Source organism: Nocardia sp. NPDC050406 (assembly GCF_044459025.1).
GTDB lineage: Bacteria > Actinomycetota > Actinomycetes > Mycobacteriales > Mycobacteriaceae > Nocardia.
On the sequence record NZ_JBITIM010000001.1, the window covers coordinates 1,853,484 to 1,869,139 of the forward strand.

A 15,656-nucleotide genomic window follows, 5' to 3' on the forward strand; every position below is an offset into this window, starting at 1 on the left:
GGAACGAGGGGCCACCGCTGCTACACGCCGGTGTTACTCGGCGGCGGCGTCGGCCGGAGCCGCGCTGTCGGCCTCCTCGTCCACGGGGACGAGGGAGATCTTGCCGCGGTTGTCGATATCGGCGATCTCCACGCGCAGCTTGTCGCCGACGTTCACCACGTCCTCGACCTTGGCGACGCGCTTGCCGTTGCCCAGCTTGGAGATGTGCACCAGACCGTCGCGGCCCGGCAGCAGCGAGACGAACGCGCCGAAGGCGGTGGTCTTGACGACCGTGCCCAGGAAGCGCTCGCCGACCTTCGGCAGCTGCGGGTTGGCGATGGCGTTGATCGCGTCGATCGCCGCCTGCGCCGACGGGCCGTCGGTCGCGCCGACGAACACGGTGCCGTCATCCTCGATGGAGATGTTCGCGCCGGTGTCCTCGGTGATCTGATTGATGACCTTGCCCTTGGGTCCGATCACCTCACCGATCTTGTCGACCGGGATCTTGATGGCGGTGACGCGCGGAGCGTAGGGGCTCATCTCGTCCGGGGTGTTGATGGCCTCGGCCATGACATCCAGGATGGTGAGACGGGCGTCCTTGGCCTGGTTCAGCGCACCGGCCAGCACCTGCGAGGGGATACCGTCGAGCTTGGTGTCCAGCTGCAGCGCCGTCACGAACTCGGGGGTACCGGCGACCTTGAAGTCCATGTCGCCGAAGGCATCCTCGGCGCCCAGGATGTCGGTCAGCGCGACGTAGCGGACCTCGTCCTCACCCTTGTCGTTGGTGATGGTGTCCGACACCAGACCCATGGCGATACCGGCGACGGGGGCCTTCAGCGGCACACCGGCGTTCAGCAGCGACAGGGTGGAGGCGCACACCGAACCCATCGAGGTGGAACCGTTGGAGCCCAACGCCTCCGAGACCTGACGGATGGCGTAGGGGAACTCCTCCTGCGAGGGCAGCACCGGCATGAGCGCCCGCTCGGCGAGCGCGCCGTGGCCGATCTCGCGGCGCTTGGGCGATCCCACGCGGCCGGTCTCACCGGTCGAGTACGGCGGGAAGTTGTAATGGTGCATGTAGCGCTTGGAGGTCTCCGGGCCGAGCGAGTCGACCTGCTGCGCCATCTTCACCATGTCGAGGGTGGTGACACCCATGATCTGGGTCTCGCCGCGCTCGAACAGCGCCGAACCGTGGGCGCGCGGAACCACCGCGACCTCGGCCGACAGCGCGCGGATATCGGCCAGACCGCGACCGTCGATACGGAAGCCGTCGGACAGAATGCGCTGGCGCACAAGCTTCTTGGTGACCGAGCGGAAGGCCGCGCCGACTTCCTTCTCACGACCCTCGAAGGTCTCCGCCAGCGAGGAGAGCACGCTGAGCTTGATCTCGTCGATCTTCTCCTCGCGCTCCTGCTTGCCCGCGATGGACAGCGCCTCGTTGAGCTCCGCCTTGGCGGTGCCCTCGACGGCCTCGAACACGTCGGACTGGTACGGCAGGAAGACCGGGAACTCCGCGGTCTCCTTGGCGGCCAGCGCGGCCAGGTCGGCCTGCGCCTTGCACAGCCGGGCGATGAACGGCTTGGCGGCCTCGAGGCCCTCGGCCACCACGGTCTCGGTGGGGGCCTGCGCGCCCTCGGCGATGAGCGCCAGCACATTGTCGGTGGCCTCGGCCTCGACCATCATGATGGCGACATCACCGGACTCGACCACGCGACCGGCGACGACCATGTCGAACACGGCCTTCTCCAGCTCTTCCACGGTCGGGAAGGCGACCCACTGGCCCTCGATGAGCGCGACGCGCACGCCACCGACCGGGCCGGAGAACGGCAGACCGGCCAGCTGGGTGGAGGCGGAGGCGGCATTGATGGCCACCACGTCGTAGAGATCCTTGGGATCCAGCGACATGACGGTCACCACGACCTGGATCTCGTTGCGCAGGCCGTCGACGAAGGACGGACGCAGCGGCCGGTCGATCAGGCGGCAGGTCAGGATGGCGTCGGTGGAGGGGCGGCCCTCACGGCGGAAGAACGAACCCGGGATGCGACCGGCGGCGTACATCCGCTCCTCGACATCGACCGTCAGCGGGAAGAAGTCGAACTGGTCCTTGGGGTTCTTACCGGCGGTGGTGGCCGACAGCAGCATGGTCTCGTCATCGAGGTAGGCGACCACGGAGCCCGCGGCCTGCTTGGCCAGACGGCCGGTCTCGAAGCGGATGGTGCGGGTGCCGAAGCTGCCGTTGTCGATGAGCGCTACGGATTCGAATACTCCGGGCTCGACCTCTACGGCGGATCCGGTCGTCACTGTTTCAGTCATTTTTCTTTTCTCAACCTCTCGTCTTCGCCGGATCCGCGTGCGCTGTGTTCAGCGCGCGATCCGGCATCGTCAGCCGTACCCGGCGTGGACGCGCCGCAGCCCTGCGGGCGGTGCGCGCACACCCGTGCCGATATCCCCTTGGATACAGCGACGCGGAGGCGGTCATCGATCGAAGCCCTCCGGCTGTGCCCTCTTTCAAGCACGCCGCCGAAAAGCCACTACCGAAGACCGACGCCACGCGACGGGTGCATACGGCTGTGCGTTGGGTGCATACGGCGAATCTCGCCCCATGCACGAATGGCCAACGAGGAGATTCTATGCCTCCCCGTCGGCCGGTTCGTCAACTACCTATGGCAGCTGTGTTGTGTCGCGTCGAGCGTGCGACACCGCGTCGTGCAGCTCAGCGACGCAGGCCCAGACGCTCGATCAGCGAACGGTAACGCTGAATGTCGTTGGCCTGCAGGTACTTCGACAGGCGACGACGGCGACCGATGAGCGCGAGCAGACCGTGCCGGGTGTGGTGGTCGTGCTTGTGCACCTTCAGGTGCTCGGTCAGATCGGAGATGCGCTTGGACAGCAGCGCGATCTGGGCCTCCGGGGAACCGGTATCGGTCGGGTGCAGGCCGTACTCGGCCAGGATGGCCTTCTTCTGCTCGGTGGTCAAAGCCACAGAAATTCACTCCTTTTTCAGTCCGCGCGATGAGGTGCCGGATTCGGATCGTGAGATCCGCACCCGGATGGGCGCCACCGCGAACCGCAGCAAACCCAGCGGACCAGAGTACAGGACCGCTCAGGTGAGGATTTCGCGGGCCTGCTTCACATCGCGGCCGATGGCCTCGACCAATTCGTCGATGGACTCGAATTTCCGCATGCCGCGCAATTGTTCGATGAAATCCACCGCCACGTGCTTGCCGTAGAGGTCGCCGTCGAAATCCAGGATATGCGGTTCGACGGTGCGATTGCGGCCGTCGAAGGTGGGGTTGGTGCCGACCGAGATGGCGGCCATGCGGCGGGGGGAATCCTCGCCGAGGACGGTGAACCAGCCCGCGTAGACGCCGTCGGCCGGAATCGCGGCGTGCATGGGCGGGGCCACATTGGCGGTCGGGAAGCCGAGGCCCTTGCCGCGGCCGTCGCCGTGCACCACCACGCCCTCGACGCGGTGCGGGCGACCCAGCGCCTCGGCGGCGGCGGACATGTCACCGGCCGCCACGCAGGAGCGGATATAGGTGGAGGAGAAGGTGACGGCGTGTTCGCCGAGCAGGGTGACGCCGTCGACCTCGAAGCCGTACTGGCCCCCGAGTTCGCGCATGGTGTCCACGGTTCCGGCGGCCTGCTTGCCGAAGGTGAAGTTGTCGCCGACCACGACCTCGGCCACATGCAGCTTGTCGACGAGCAGTTCCTGCACATAGCGCTCGGGGGTCAGCTTCATGAATTCCTGGGTGAACGGCATGACGCAGAAGACATCGATGCCGAGTTCGGCGACCAAGTCCGCGCGCCGGTCCAGGGTGGACAGCTGGGCGGGGTGCGAGCCGGGGCGCACCACTTCCATCGGGTGCGGGTCGAAGGTCATCAGTACCGAGGGAACGCCCCGCGCCGCAGCGGATTTCACCGCGCGGCTGATGAGCTGGGCGTGACCGCGGTGCACGCCGTCGAACACCCCGATCGTGAGCACGCACCGGCCCCACTCCGCGGGCATCTCATCGAGACTTCGCCATCTCTGCACAAGCGAAGCTTACGGAAAGCGCGTCACAGACAGTATTCGGCGGTGGTGATGTTCACGTCGGACATGTCTGGATCATCCCTTGTTCACCCCGCCCGACCAGGCAGCGTGCCAATGTGGGAAACCGGGCGAGGTGTGCCTAAGCTCAGGTACGTGCCCGGAAAACGAGACATCGCCACGCGCCGCGAGCTGGCCGATCCGTCCGCATCCACCGCACCCGACGCCGAGTCCGCCCCCGCCGCGGCGAGCGTCGCGCCGGTGCTCTCCTCGGTCGCCCAGGACTATCTGAAGGTGATCTGGACCGCACAGGAGTGGTCGCAGGAGAAGGTGTCGACCAAACTGCTCGCCGAACGCATCGGGGTGTCGGCGTCCACCGTGTCGGAGGCCGTGCGCAAACTCGCCGACCAAGGACTGGTCGAGCATGCCCGGTACGGGGCGATCACGCTCACCGAGGAGGGCCGCCGGGCCGCCATCGCCATGGTGCGGCGGCATCGGCTCATCGAGACGTTCCTGGTGCAGGAGCTCGGCTACGGCTGGGACGAGGTGCACGACGAGGCGGAGGTGCTCGAGCACGCGGTCTCGGAGACGCTGATGGCGCGGATAGACGCCAAACTCGGCTACCCGGACCGGGATCCGCACGGCGATCCGATTCCGTCGGTGGACGGGGCGGTGCCCACTCCCCCGGCGCGTCAGCTCAGTGATTTCCGTGATGGCGAATCCGGCCGTGTCGCACGCATTTCCGACTCCGATCCGGCCATGCTGCGGTACTTCGATTCGCTGGGGATCGCCTTGGACACTCCGATCACGATCGTGGAGCGGCGAGATTTCGCGGGCACCATCGAGATTCGCGTGGACGACCGGGTGATCGACCTGGGTGGTATTGCGGCCGAAGCGATCTGGCTGACCGCTTAGCGTTCGACGCGCACGGTGTCGCGCGCGGCGAGCGGCAGGTGGAATTCGGTGAAGAGTTTCGCGACCAGTTCGCCGCGGCTGGTGACGCCGACCTTGTCGAATATGGCCTTCACATGGTCGCGCACGGTGTGCGGGGACAGATGCAGCCGGGCGGCGATATCGCCGGTGGGCAGGCCGCGGCCGATGAGTTCGATGACATCGAGTTCGCGCGGCGTCAGTTCGTAGGCCGCCACGACCAGCGCGGCGACCTCGGAGGGTTTCGCGGCTTCGATGACCAAGGCCGTCGCGCCGCCGCGCCCTTCGCCGTCGCTGAGGCAGGAGGCGTGGCAGACCAGCCAGCGGCCGGTGGTGGCGCGAATGCGAATGCGGGCGCTGCCGCCGGTGAGGCGGGCGCGACCGGCGGTGCTGAGAATCCAGACGGGCAGCGGCAATTCGATGCCCAGGGGCGTCGTGGTGGCCGGGCCGGGTGGCATCTGGGCGAGGAGGTGACGCGCTTCGTCGTTGAGCGACATCAGGTTTCCGTCGGCGTCGAACAGCAGCATGCCGGGGGCGTCGCCGGTGTCCTCCGGCGCGGGGGTGGAGGGGCGCACGAAGGACCGCAGGCGCTGGGCCATGGGCGCGGACAGCGATTCGAGCAGCGCCAGTTCGGTGGCGTCGAAGTCGGGGCGACCGCGCTCGCGGAACAGGCTGAGCTGGCCCCAGTGCTGGCCGTCGACGCGGAACACCGCGCGCAGCTCGTCCTCGAAACCCCTGGGCCGCATGTAGTTCTGGTACATGGCGGTGCCGGACGGGTCGTCGCCGGTGACCGCGCGCAAACCCGCCACCGGGGAGGGCGCGACCGCGAGATCGCGGAACAGGCTCACGTGTTCGTCGAACAGTTCCAGTTCCCAATAGGTGCCACAGCCGCCTTCGGGCAGGTTCTCCACGCGCACGGGTGCGGTCGTCAGGCCGTTGATGGGATCGGTGGCCACCCAGACGGCGGCGTCGAAGGGCGCGATGCGCTGTAGCCGGGTGGAGGTCTCGGCGAACAGGGCGTGCGCGTCGGGAGCCTGGGCTATTCCGGCGAGCAGCGATTCGACGCCGTGACGGGTCGTGGTGGGCATGGACGCGATCATTGCGCGCTCACGCCCTTGCCTGCCATCCCGCATATGAGGGGGAACCTTCGCGGCGCGGCGATATTCCCCCCATTCGCGGGATGGGCACCGGGGGCTGCGGCAACGACGCTGGTCGAGCAGCACACGGTGATCGGAAGGAACCAGTCATGCATATCGGAATCGTCGGCGCGGGAGCGGCCGGAGTGGCCGTGTTGGACGCCTTGGCCGCGGCGGAGGCAGCGCCCGGGGCCATCACGGTCTTCGACGGCTCGCCCGACGTCTGGCGCGGTCGGCCCTATCAGCCCGATATCGACGCGGTCCGGGTCAACGCGCCGCCACGCGTCATGTCCCTGCGGGCGGGCGATCCGACCCACTACCAACGGTGGCTGGACGGCCGCGACGATATCGCCGCGTACACCGACGAGGCCCTGGGCCAAACCCTGGTGCCACGCGGATACTACGGGCGCTATCTGGAGGACACCGCGCAAGCGGCCATCGACCGATTGCGCACGGCGGGTTGGACAGTCAGCGTCGTGCGCGAAAGGGTCACCGGGTTCTCACGAGGCGCGGCAGACACCGTTGCGGCGGACGTCGATGGTTCGCAACGCCCGGCCGCACGTCACGCCACGCTCCACACCGAGGGTGGCGGCCGCGTGGCGGTCGATCGAGCGGTGCTGTGTGTCGGAAACGGCCGTCCGCGTGACCATTACGGGTTGAGTGGCGTGCCGGGGTATGTGAACGAGCCGTATCCGCTCGCGCGAACCCTGCCGGAGATCGCGCCGGATGCTCATGTGGCGGTGATCGGCAGCGGATTGACCGCTGTGGATATCGCGGCCGGTTTGGCGGGGCGGGGGCATACGGGGCCGATCTCGTTCGTATCGCGCAGTGGGGCATTGCCTTTCGTGCAGCAGCGGCCGATGGATCTGGCGCTGCGGCATCTCACCCGGGAGGCCGTGGTGGAGGTGGCGCGTGAGCGGGGCGCGGTGAGCTTCGAGGACCTGGTGGGGCTCATGCGGGACGAATTGGCCGACCTCGGAGCGGAATTCGAGCCGTTCGCCGCCGAGATACTCTCAGCGGAGTCCGAGCCGCCCGTCGAGCGGTTGCGGCGGCAGTTGGCGGCGGTGGATTCACCGCATCCGGGACTTCGGTTGCTGACCATGGCCATTCGCGTGGTCGGGCCGGTGGCGTGGCCGCTGCTGGCCGAGGCCGATCGGGCCAGGTTGCGCGGCGGGCACTTTCGCACCATCAATGGCCTGAGTTCACCGATGGTGCCGCACAACGCCAAAATCGTGCTGCGGCTGCTGGATTCGGGCCAGCTGCGGCTGCGCCCCGGGGTGCTGAAGATCGAGCCCCGCGCGGTCGGCGGCTTCACCGTCTTCGACAGCGCCGAATGGACCGCCGATGCGGTCGTGAACGCCGTGAACCCGCCCGCCTACACGACGCCTCGGGAATCCGAACCCTTGGTGAGCGCTCTGCTGCGCGCACGCGCCGCCGAACTCCATCCGGCAGGCGGCCTGTCGACGGATCCGCTCACCCGGCGCCTCCTGGTCGACGACAATCCGGACCCGACCTGGCACGTCCTCGGAAATCTCGCCGCCGATTCCATGTTCATCGCCACCAACCCGCCCGGACTGGCCGCCGAGGCGGCACATCTGACGCGAATTTTGTTGGGCGGGTAGCGAGTTCGAGGCTGGCCGCCCGCGCCGAGGGGAACTGGTGTCAGGGGACGTTCGCGGCGGCTGCCGCCACCAGTCCCCCTCGGCGCGAACGGGGTCAGCAGTTCTGGAAGTACTTCTCCAAGTTGGCGGGGACACCCTCGGCGGTCGCCTGGGACCAGCAGATGTCGTGCGGGAAGCGGACGTAGGTGGTCCAGCCGGAGTCGTAGCCGCGGCGGACTATGCGCTGGCTGTCGCCGGGGATATCCCAGGAGATGACCGCCCAGAAGCCGTCGCATTCGCTCACCGTCGGGGTCGCGGTGGTGTAGGGCGGGCCTTCGCCGAGATCATGGACGATGGTCTGTCCGGCACAGACGGGATCGGGGGCGGGATCCTGGAAACGCAACTGGCCGTGCACGATTTGGCCCTCGGACTCGACGAAGAGGGTGTGCAGACCCTCGGGGACCGGGTTGGTGCCGGGCGGCGGGGTCATGCCGAAGCGGTAGCAGCCGACGGGGACCAGGAACCCCGTCTGACCGTTGGCGTCGGTGGTGCCGTCCCAGCGCACCTGCTCGGTCGTGCCTTCCGGAAGGTCGTGGCTCGCCGGATCGCACGGCACGAAACGACTCAGTCGGACCGGCACGTAGGGAATGGCGACGCCCTGGACACTGACGGTGCGGAGCACGACCGTGCTCTTCGCGTCCGGTGCGTCGTTGCGCGGAATCCCCGGGGCCTCGGGCGGTTGCGCGGCGGTCGTGCGGGGCGCGTCCGGTGTCGTCACACCGGGCGGCGGCGTCACACCGGGCACGCTGACCGATGTCACGGTGGGCGAGGTGGCCCGCGGCGCGTCATCCGCCCCGCAGGCCGTCGCCATCCCCAACGCCGCGACGATGAGCATCCTCGGCAGCAGCCTTCGACCACCCATTCCTCGAACACCCATGGCCATCCACCTTCGGTCGCGGCATCCCGATACCGAGTTATCGCACGCCGACCGTTGGGGATTAACGCGGATCAAGACCCCTGATCACGACCGCTCAGGGCTGGATCAGCTCCCAATCGCTGGGCAGCCCCTCCACCTTCACCGTCGTGCCCTCACCCTCGATGGTCACCGTCGCCGAACCCAGCCGCAGATCCGCCAACCGCACCCGCCCGGCCCGTTCCGGCAGTCGCGGCGTCACGGTCAGCCTGCGCTGCGGCACATTCGGCGACAGCCCCAGGAAGGAGCGCATGAGCAGCAGCGGGGCCGCGCTCGCCCACGCCTGCGGGGAGCAGGAGGTGGGATACGGTACGGGAGAACGGAAGTCGCGCCGCGCGAAACCGCAGAACAGCTCCGGGGGCCGCGACCCGAAATCCCGAATCGCCTCCAACAGCCCACCCGCGAGGCGCTCGGACAACTCCCACGCGCCCGGGATGTGCCGGTAGTTCAGCAGCCCGGCGATGGCGATGGCCGTGTCGTGCGGCCACACCGAACCATTGTGGTAGCCCATGGGATTGAACCGCCGCATGGACGACGAGAGCGTGCGCAACCCGAAACCGCTGTCCATATCGGCTTTTCCGAGATGTTCGATCACCTGCGCGGCGCGCTCGTCGGGGATGATGCCCGTCCACAGGCAGTGCGCGATATTGCTGGTGAGCGAATCCACCTGGCGCTTCGCGCCATCCAGCGCGACGGCGTACCAGCCGCGCTGCGGAATCCAGAACGCCTCGTCGAACCGGCTGCGCAATTCCGCCGCCTGCGCGCGCAATCGCGTCGCCGTGGCGGAATCGCCCATGGCTTCGGCCAATTCGGCGCGGCCGAGCCGGGCGGCGTACACATAGCCCTGCACCTCACACAGTGCGATGGGCGGGTCCGCTAGATGTCCGTCGGCGAAACTGATGGAATCCCAGCTGTCCTTCCAGCCCTGGTTGGCCAGGCCGCGGTCGGTCTTGCGCTGGTACTCCACGAACCCGTCACCGTCGTCGTCGCCGAAGCGGTCGATCCAGCTCAGCGCCGCGTCGGCGGCGGGCAGCAGTTCCCGAATGGCGGACTCGTCCACACCCCACCGCCAGCATTCGGCGAGCAGCATGACGAACAGCGGGGTGGCGTCGGCGGTGCCGTAGTACACCGAACCGCCGAGCACCTGATCGCCGCTGGGCCCGTGCCGCATCTCGTGCATGATGCGGCCCGGCTCCTCCTCGGTGACCGGATCCACCTCTGTCCCTTGCAGTTTCGCCAGTTGCCGCAGAGTACCCAGGGCCAGCGCGGAATCCAGCAGCAGCGCCATCCACGAGGTGAGCAGACTGTCGCGGCCGAACAGCGCCATGAACCACGGCGCGCCCGCCGCCACGTACGCGGTGCCGTCGGCCGGGTCGTCCAAACGCAGCGCACCGAGATCGCTCTCGGTGCGCTGCAGGATGGCGTTGAGGCCGGAACCACCCGCGGTGAGGCTGGTGGCGGTGGCCCGCCATTGCCGAATCTTGTTGGTGGGGCTGTCCTCGTCGTCGTCGGCGAGGTTCAGCGGCACCGCGCGATGTTCGATGATCGGCTGACAGAACACGACCGTCTGCCAACTGCTGTGCCGGGGCACCACGATGCGCCAACTCAGCGAACCCGGTTGGATCATGGGGTCGTTGGTGGCCGACACCGTGAGCCCGCGGCCGGAATCCCGGCGATCGGTCAGATGCAGGGAATTCTCCGAGGCGTTGATCTCGCAGCCGCCGCCGTTCGCCCGGCCCGCCTTGACCGCGAACAGATCCGCGAAATCGGAGTCGGCGGTGAGCGTGACCGTCATCGCGGTGTCCTCGTCGCCGAGGTTGTGCACCTCGATGGTCTCGCGCATGCCGTCGCCGATCATGCGACGCCGCAGCACCAGCACCGTGGCGTCGGCGACGCCCGGATTCGGTGGTTTGCGCGCCACGAAACGCGCCCGGAAGGCTTCCGGCATCATGAGCGAAAGCCGTTCCGGCGCATGGCCGTCCAGCCGCAGTTCCCAGCGGGCGAGGACGCGGGCATCGCGATAGAACAATCCTTGCGCGGTGCCCGCGTGGATATCGCCGAGCGCGTCCGACAAACAGAACGTGCTCGCCTCCACCATGGTGACGATGCCGCCGGGGTCGTCGGCCACCGGCGGCTGTCCGGCATTGAAAATACTCATGGCCTGGTCTTGACCATCCCTTCGGCCCCGGCCACGGCCGGAACCACGATGCGATGCGTCGGCGTGGGCGGCGAAAGCCGTTCGACGCCAGCGGATACGGCCCGTCGATACGCCGCCTCGTAACCACTCGCGAGACGGTCGGCCGCGAACAGTTTCTCCACCCGCTCTCGGCAGGCGAACGGGTCGATCTCATCGATCCGAGCGAGGTACTCGGGCAACTCCTCCGGATCGTCGCAGATGAATCCGGTGACGCCGTGCTCGATGACCTCCGGCACCGCACCGCCGCGCAAAGCCACCACGGGGGTGCCGCACACCATGGCCTCGATCATGACGATGCCGAACGGCTCCTCCCAGCGGATCGGGAAGAGCATGCAGCGCGCACCGGCGAGCAGCAGTCGCTTGGCGGTGGCGTCCGCCTCGCCGAAGACATCGTCGGTCTCGCGCAGCAGCGGCCGAATCTGCTCCTCGAAGTACGCCTTCTCGGCGGGCTCGTTGCATTTGCCCGCGAGGATGAGGCGCATCCCGGCCTCGTGTGCCGCCTTCAGCGCCAGGTGCGGGCCCTTGTAGGGCGCGTACCGGCCGAGGAACAGCGCGTAGTCCATTTTCTCGGGACGGAACGGCCATTCATCCGGTTCGATCGCATTGTGTACGCGCGCAATCCAGTTCAGGTCCGGCGCCAATTCTTTCTGGCGGTCGCTGATGGCGACGAGCTGCACGCTGCGGTCGAGCGACTTGTAATATTCACTCATATCGGAATCGACCGGCCCATGCACCGTAACCACGGTGGGAATGCCCATCATTCGGTAGGCCGCCGCATTGGCCGGGCCCGCGAATGTGTGGTCGTGCACGATATCGATGGGCTCTTCTCGGTTCAATTCTTCGATGATGCGCATCGCCTTCATCGTGTTGACGATCTCGGGGTAGGGCTCACCGAGACGGGTGGTCAACAGTTCGTCCCAGACCCGGATGAAACGGGCCTTGGTGCCCGGCTTGCCAGCGCCGAGCAGAGTGACCCGATGTCCGCGCTCCACGAGTTCGTCGGCCAGAGTGGCGACGATCGCCTCCACGCCGCCGTAACCGGCTGGCGGAATGTCGAAATAAGGAGGAGCGACCATCACAATATTCAATGGTCGTTCGGATACCCCATCGGGGCGGGGCGAACGCGACGCGCTTGCGCGTTCGAAAAGGTCCAAAACCGTAGCGGAGAAATCCTTTTCAGATTCGCTCGCTTCGAAACTCATTCCTAGCCTCCTCATTGAGGTCGAATGATCTCCGAGTAAGCACTTCCACCGTAGCCGATAATCCAAACCTCGGGCCGCTCCGGGCGGTAAGTCAGAGATTTGCTGGGCGAATGACCATGACCGAAGAGGCGCGTTTGCCGCTTTCTTGGACCAGGGCGATGGCCCTGCCCTCGGGGTCGACGGCCGCGTAGACACCGGCGCGTCCGATGGGTTCGAGCCAGCGACCGTTGCGCAGATCCTCGGCCTGCGTGTCGTCGATCTCGCGCACGGGGAAGGCGGTGCGGGCCGCGGCGTCGATATCGAGGCTCAGCGGCGGCTGGTCGGCCTCGGCCGCCGCGGCGAGTTCGGTCAGGGTGCGGGCGTGTTCGAGGGTGAAGGGGCCGACGCGGGTGCGGCGCAGGGCCGTGAGATGACCGCCGACGCCGAGCTTCTCGCCGAGATCGCGGGCCAGCGCGCGGACGTAGGTGCCCGAGGAGCATTCGACCTCGACATCGAGGTCGACGAATTGTCCTGCGTCGCCGTCGGTATCGCGGCGGGCGAGCACCTCGAAGCGGCTGACGGTGACCGGGCGGGCCGCCAGCTGAACGTCCTCACCGGCGCGAGCACGGGCGTAGGCGCGCTCACCATTGATCTTGATGGCGCTGACGGTGGCGGGCACCTGCTGGATGTCGCCGGTCAACTCCGCGACCGCGGCGGCGATCTCGGCATCGGTGACGTGCCCGGCGGGGGTGGTGGCGGTGACCTCGCCCTCGGCATCGTCGGTGATGGTGGTCTGGCCGAGGCGAATGGTGGCGGTGTAGGCCTTGGTGGTCAGGGTGAGCAGACCGAGCATCTTGGTGGCGCGCTCGACGCCCAGCACCAGTACGCCGGTGGCCATGGGGTCCAGGGTGCCCGCGTGCCCGACCTTCTTGGTGCGCAACAGACCCCGGCATTTGGCCACCACGTCGTGGCTGGTCCAGCCGCCGTCCTTGTCCACGATCACCAGTCCGCCGAGTGCGTCGACGACGGGGGTTCGCTTCTCGCGCATACGCTCTCAGCCCTCCACTGTGTCTTGCGGGACACCCGCACCCGGTCGGGCACGATGAGCCGCTTCGCGATTGTCGCTCATCAGCCCTCCACGATCGCGGTCAGAATGAGTCCGTCGGCAATGATCCAGCGGCCGTCGAACGAGGTCAGGGGCGCGCCGCCGTCGTGGGTGTTGCCGGGGACCAGCAGGTCACTATGGAAGGTGCCGGATCCGCCGCCGTCGGCCTCCTCGTCGACGGTGAAGGTGATGTGAGCGTCCTCGAAGCCGAGCCAGCGCGCGGTGAGCGGATACCACGCCTTGTAGGTGGCCTCCTTGGCGCAGAACAGCAGCCGATCCAGATGCAGGTCGGTGCCGGGCCGCGCGGCGGCGAGCCAGTCCCGCTCGGGCGGCAGGCTCACCGAGTCGAGGACGCCCTCGGGGAGGGCGCCGTGCGGTTCGGCGTCGATGCCGATGGAGCGGAAGCGCAGCTTGTGCGCCAGCGCCGCCGCGCGGTACCCGTCGCAGTGGGTGAGGCTGCCGACAATGCCGCGCGGGAAGATCGGCGCGCCCATCTCGCCCTTGCCGATGGCGACGGCCGGTTCGCCGAGTTGGGTCAGCGCCGCGCGGGCACAGTGGCGCGCGCCGATGAAATCGCGTCGCCGCTTCTCCACGGCCTTGGCGATGAGGTGTTCCTCGCCCGGATGCGCCTTCAGGTCCGGCGGATACGCCAGCAGTTCGGCGGCGGCGACGCCGGTGGGGAGAATTCTGCCGATCAAGCGCGCCGATTCCGTCGTCGCGTCTGCCCGCTGCTCGATGACCGCCTCCTGCTCACACCGTGATTCCTGCCCTGACGAGCCTAGCCCGCGCACGGGCGGCGCTCACCGCTCGGGGCGGCCCGCCGACCGGCGGCCTCCGACGTGAGCGCTACGCCAGGCCGCGGCGCTTGTCGGCTTGGGCGCGCATCTCCTTGGCCATCTTCTCCATTTCCGGCGTGATCTTGAAGTGGCCGCCCCAGGCATTCAGATCGTCGGGACCGTACTGCGGGGTGGGCAGGATTTGGCGGAGCAGTTTGTCCGGCAGGCCGCGGCGCTGCCATTCGCGGGGGTAGCCGAGGGAGACCTCTTCGTGGCGGACGCCCTCGTGGAAGGTGGTGCGAGGGATGTGCAGGTGGCCGTAGACGGAGCAGACCACGTTGTAGCGGATATGCCAGTCCTCGGTGAGGTCGGTGCCGCACCACAGCGCGAACTCCGGGTAGAAGAGCATCTTGGTGGGTTCGCGTAGGAGCGGGAAGTGGTTGATGAGGACCACGGGGGTGTTGGGCTCGAGGGCGTCGAGGCGGCGCTGGGTGTACTGGACGCGGGCGTGACACCAGGCGTCGCGGGTGGCGTAGGGCTGCGGGGAGAGCAGGAATTCGTCGGTGGCGACCACATTGCGATCGCGGGCGATGCTCAGGCCCTGGGCCTTGGTGAGCGCGCCCTCGGGCATCCACGAGTAGTCGTAGAGCACGAACAGCGGCGCGAGGGTGACCGCGCCGCCGTACTCCTCCGCACCCGCGCCGGTCCAGACGGGGAACGGATCCTCCGGGGTGAGCACGTCGAGGTCGCGGCACATGGCCACCAGGTAGTCGTAGCGCGGCGCGCCGTGAATCTGCACCGGATCCTTTGCGGTGGTCCACAATTCGTGGTTCCCCGGCACCCAGACGACCTTGGCGAACCGTCCCCGCAGCGTCTCGAGCGCCCACCGGATGTCGTCGGTTTTCTCCCCCACGTCACCGGCCAGAATCAGCCAGTCCTCGGGTGAATCCGCCCGGATCGCCTCCACCACGGGCTTGTTGCCCTGATGCCCGACGTGGATGTCGCTCACCGCCATCAGTTTCGGATTCACCCAGCTCCGCCTCTCTGCTCACGGCGACCCGCGTCGCCCTCTCCGGCAACGGCGTCGACCCCCACCAGATTCCCACGCGGGTCAACGCGCCCCTACGGGCAGGGTGTACGCGGTGCACGCCTTGCCGTCGATGCGGATGGGGGGAGCCACCCGGCGGACGGTGAACCCCGCCGCGCGAATCTTGCGCTCCACATCCTGGTGGGAGAACACGAGCATGGTGTCGCCGCCGAGGTCACCGACCAGGTCGAGCGCGGCGGCGACGACGCTGGTGGCGACGGGGCCGAAACCCTCCGCGAAGGGTTGCCCCGGGGCGACAGCGAGGCGGGACATCTCCCATATCAGGGGTGACGACGGCGGGGTGAGGTTCCCGAGCGCACTGGGGAAGGTGTCGCGCACCATGTACGAGCCCGTGGTGGCGCGCAGTCGGCAGGTACCGAGGAGCCGGTTGTCCCTGTCGACGGCTGCGACGTAATACGTAGTGGCAGTGTCGTACTCGTCCATCTCGCGGCCGTCGTCGCCGGTGACGTCCCAGCCCAGCTGTGTACGAAAGATGTCGTAGCGCAAGCGGTATATCTCATCGAGCAGGGGGAGGCCGAGGTCCCCGCGATGGCCGCAAACCATCCGCAGGTCGAGCTTCCGGGTGTTGGGCACGCGGTCCTCTCGGTCGGCCTGAACGGTCGAAATTCAACACAAGACGCCAAATATCGCCACCCCGAAG

Annotated in this window: 13 protein-coding genes; 2 read left to right on the forward strand and 11 right to left on the reverse strand. The window is 67.9% G+C overall.

Features of this window, described 5'->3' with window-relative positions:
- Nucleotides 1–33: 33 nt before the first annotated feature.
- From ACIBH2_RS08900 to ACIBH2_RS08910, 3 genes are all read right to left on the reverse strand, one after another.
- Nucleotides 34–2,292 carry a polyribonucleotide nucleotidyltransferase gene (locus tag ACIBH2_RS08900; RefSeq protein WP_397115014.1) on the reverse strand — a complete coding sequence of 753 codons (2,259 nt, stop codon included), beginning with the start codon at nt 2,290–2,292 and terminating at the stop codon, nt 34–36.
- 400 nt (nt 2,293–2,692) lie between these two features.
- Nucleotides 2,693–2,962: a 30S ribosomal protein S15 gene (rpsO, locus tag ACIBH2_RS08905; protein ID WP_397115016.1), complete on the reverse strand. Its 270-nt coding sequence runs from the start codon at nt 2,960–2,962 to the stop codon at nt 2,693–2,695.
- Nucleotides 2,963–3,082: 120 nt separating this feature from the next.
- On the reverse strand, nt 3,083–4,015 hold the full coding sequence (locus ACIBH2_RS08910; RefSeq protein ID WP_397115019.1) for a bifunctional riboflavin kinase/FAD synthetase: 933 nt from the start codon (nt 4,013–4,015) through the stop codon (nt 3,083–3,085).
- Nucleotides 4,016–4,147: 132 nt separating this feature from the next.
- Between ACIBH2_RS08910 and ACIBH2_RS08915 the strand changes: the two genes are divergently transcribed.
- A complete protein-coding gene (locus ACIBH2_RS08915; protein ID WP_397115021.1) occupies nt 4,148–4,924 on the forward strand; it encodes a metal-dependent transcriptional regulator in 777 nt (258 codons plus the stop codon).
- Here ACIBH2_RS08915 and ACIBH2_RS08920 read toward each other — a convergent pair.
- Nucleotides 4,921–6,027, reverse strand: a complete 1,107-nt coding sequence (locus ACIBH2_RS08920) for a LuxR C-terminal-related transcriptional regulator (protein ID WP_397115023.1) — start codon at nt 6,025–6,027, stop codon at nt 4,921–4,923. The genes ACIBH2_RS08915 and ACIBH2_RS08920 overlap by 4 nt on opposite strands.
- A gap of 158 nt (nt 6,028–6,185) precedes the next feature.
- On the opposite strand from ACIBH2_RS08920, the gene ACIBH2_RS08925 reads away from it, so the two are divergent.
- A complete protein-coding gene (locus ACIBH2_RS08925) occupies nt 6,186–7,697 on the forward strand; it encodes an FAD/NAD(P)-binding protein (RefSeq protein WP_397115025.1) in 1,512 nt (503 codons plus the stop codon).
- A gap of 94 nt (nt 7,698–7,791) precedes the next feature.
- On the opposite strand, the gene ACIBH2_RS08930 is transcribed toward ACIBH2_RS08925, so the two are convergent.
- The 7 genes from ACIBH2_RS08930 to ACIBH2_RS08960 form a co-directional block, all read right to left on the reverse strand.
- Nucleotides 7,792–8,613, reverse strand: coding sequence for a hypothetical protein (locus ACIBH2_RS08930; RefSeq protein ID WP_397115027.1), 822 nt, complete (start codon nt 8,611–8,613; stop codon nt 7,792–7,794).
- A gap of 94 nt (nt 8,614–8,707) precedes the next feature.
- Nucleotides 8,708–10,807 (reverse strand): glycogen debranching N-terminal domain-containing protein, encoded by a 2,100-nt coding sequence (locus tag ACIBH2_RS08935; protein WP_397115029.1) that lies wholly within the window; start codon nt 10,805–10,807, stop codon nt 8,708–8,710.
- Nucleotides 10,804–11,922 carry a glycosyltransferase family 4 protein gene (locus ACIBH2_RS08940; RefSeq protein ID WP_397116914.1) on the reverse strand — a complete coding sequence of 373 codons (1,119 nt, stop codon included), beginning with the start codon at nt 11,920–11,922 and terminating at the stop codon, nt 10,804–10,806. Before ACIBH2_RS08940 ends, ACIBH2_RS08935 begins: the two co-directional genes overlap by 4 nt.
- Nucleotides 11,923–12,139: 217 nt before the next feature.
- Nucleotides 12,140–13,075, reverse strand: coding sequence for a tRNA pseudouridine(55) synthase TruB (gene truB, locus ACIBH2_RS08945; RefSeq protein WP_397115031.1), 936 nt, complete (start codon nt 13,073–13,075; stop codon nt 12,140–12,142).
- Nucleotides 13,076–13,155: 80 nt separating this feature from the next.
- On the reverse strand, nt 13,156–13,830 hold the full coding sequence (gene npt / locus ACIBH2_RS08950; RefSeq protein WP_397115033.1) for a 4'-phosphopantetheinyl transferase Npt: 675 nt from the start codon (nt 13,828–13,830) through the stop codon (nt 13,156–13,158).
- A gap of 148 nt (nt 13,831–13,978) precedes the next feature.
- The gene (locus ACIBH2_RS08955) at nt 13,979–14,938 is read right to left on the reverse strand and encodes a metallophosphoesterase family protein (protein ID WP_397115035.1); all 960 of its coding nucleotides are present in this window, start codon (nt 14,936–14,938) and stop codon (nt 13,979–13,981) included.
- Nucleotides 14,939–15,019: 81 nt separating this feature from the next.
- A complete protein-coding gene (locus ACIBH2_RS08960; RefSeq protein ID WP_397115037.1) occupies nt 15,020–15,589 on the reverse strand; it encodes an acyl-homoserine-lactone synthase in 570 nt (189 codons plus the stop codon).
- Between the last annotated feature and the right edge of the window lie 67 nt (nt 15,590–15,656).